General features: G+C 52.7%; 1 pseudogene. It reads right to left on the reverse strand.

The features are described 5' to 3' along the window. Positions 1–3 precede the first annotated feature (3 nt). Positions 4–1257, reverse strand: a pseudogene (locus BM321_RS29230) (IS3 family transposase). Between the last annotated feature and the right edge of the window lie 53 nt (positions 1258–1310).

The raw sequence follows: 1310 nt of genomic DNA on the forward strand, positions 1-1310 counted from the left end.
TGTCTAGTCCTGAAATAGGTTTACACCTGTTTCACCCTAACGCCCGATGCACCGCATCGGGCGTTTTGTATTTCAAAGACAGGTGAGGTCGCTCGCCGTTATAGATCGATATCGACTCACTCACCATCTTCTTCGCTTGCAGCAAACCCTGCGGTCGCTGGAGCATAAGCTCTGTCTTTAGTATCCCGTTGACCCGCTCTGCCAAGGCGTTTTGGTAGCAGTCATAGCCGTCCGTCATTGAACATCGAATACCGTATTTCGCGTGCAGCGCTTGGTACATCCCCGAGCAATATTGGATACCTCTATCTGAGTGATGCACCAACGGCTGCTCTGTCCGACGGTGCTTTACCGCCTGGCGCAGTGCATGTGCTACCGACTCGGTGTGCAGGCTTTCATGGACGTGATAACCCACGATCTTTCGCGAAAAAGCGTCCGTTACCAAGCTCAGATAGGCCGCACCTTCCTGAGTGGGCAAATAGGTGATGTCAGCCACCCAGACTTGTTCCGGGCCGCTTGGAACAACCTGCTCGGGACCTGGCTTGAGCAGGTTCGGGTGGCGGTGAAAGCGATGATGACTATTGGTCGTCTTGTGATAAGACCGCTTGCGAGCTACCAATAAACGTCTTTCCCGCAGAATCGAAAACAGCCGATCTCGACCCACTTGCAGTTCAAGTTGAGGCTGGCAATGCAGCAAGTAATGCAGCTTTCGAGCGCCCAAACGCGGCTGCCGCTGACGTTTTTGCTGAACAAAATCGGCAACCTTCTGATCCAGCTCCAGACGAGCAGCGTAGGCGCGATTGCGTTTGTAGTAAGCCTGTCGGCTTATCCCCATGAACTGGCAAGCCCTGCTGACGCTCAGGTTGTTGATTCGTTTTTGCGCGAGGACTTGCCGGGACGCTTTTTTACGACGGAGAGACCGTAGTCATTCTTTAAGACGTCCACGACCGCCTCGAAAAACTGCGCTTTCTGATTGGACAGAGCTAACTGCTCTTCAAGCTCTTTGATACGTTGCTCTGGCGTTAATGGTCGGTTTTTGTCGGGCATAGACCCCATCCTCGGCGAGCCAATGTATGTGCCTGGGCTCCAATCCTGTCGACCGTGCTTGCGTAACCACGTCAGAACGGTCGTTTTGCCTTGAATCCCGTAGCGCTCCTGAGCCTCTTTATAACTCAGCTCGCCTTTTTCGACCTGATCAACAACCGATAATTTAAAGGTCAGCGTGTAGTCGCGCTGACTACGCCTTTTTGCTGATTTCATTACGCCCTCCTGAAAACGGATCAGAAGGTGTAAACCTTATTCAGGACGGGACA

It is taken from the genome of Pseudomonas sp. NFIX10 (assembly GCF_900111955.1).
In the GTDB taxonomy this organism is placed as follows: Bacteria; Pseudomonadota; Gammaproteobacteria; order Pseudomonadales; family Pseudomonadaceae; genus Aquipseudomonas; species Aquipseudomonas fluorescens_AA.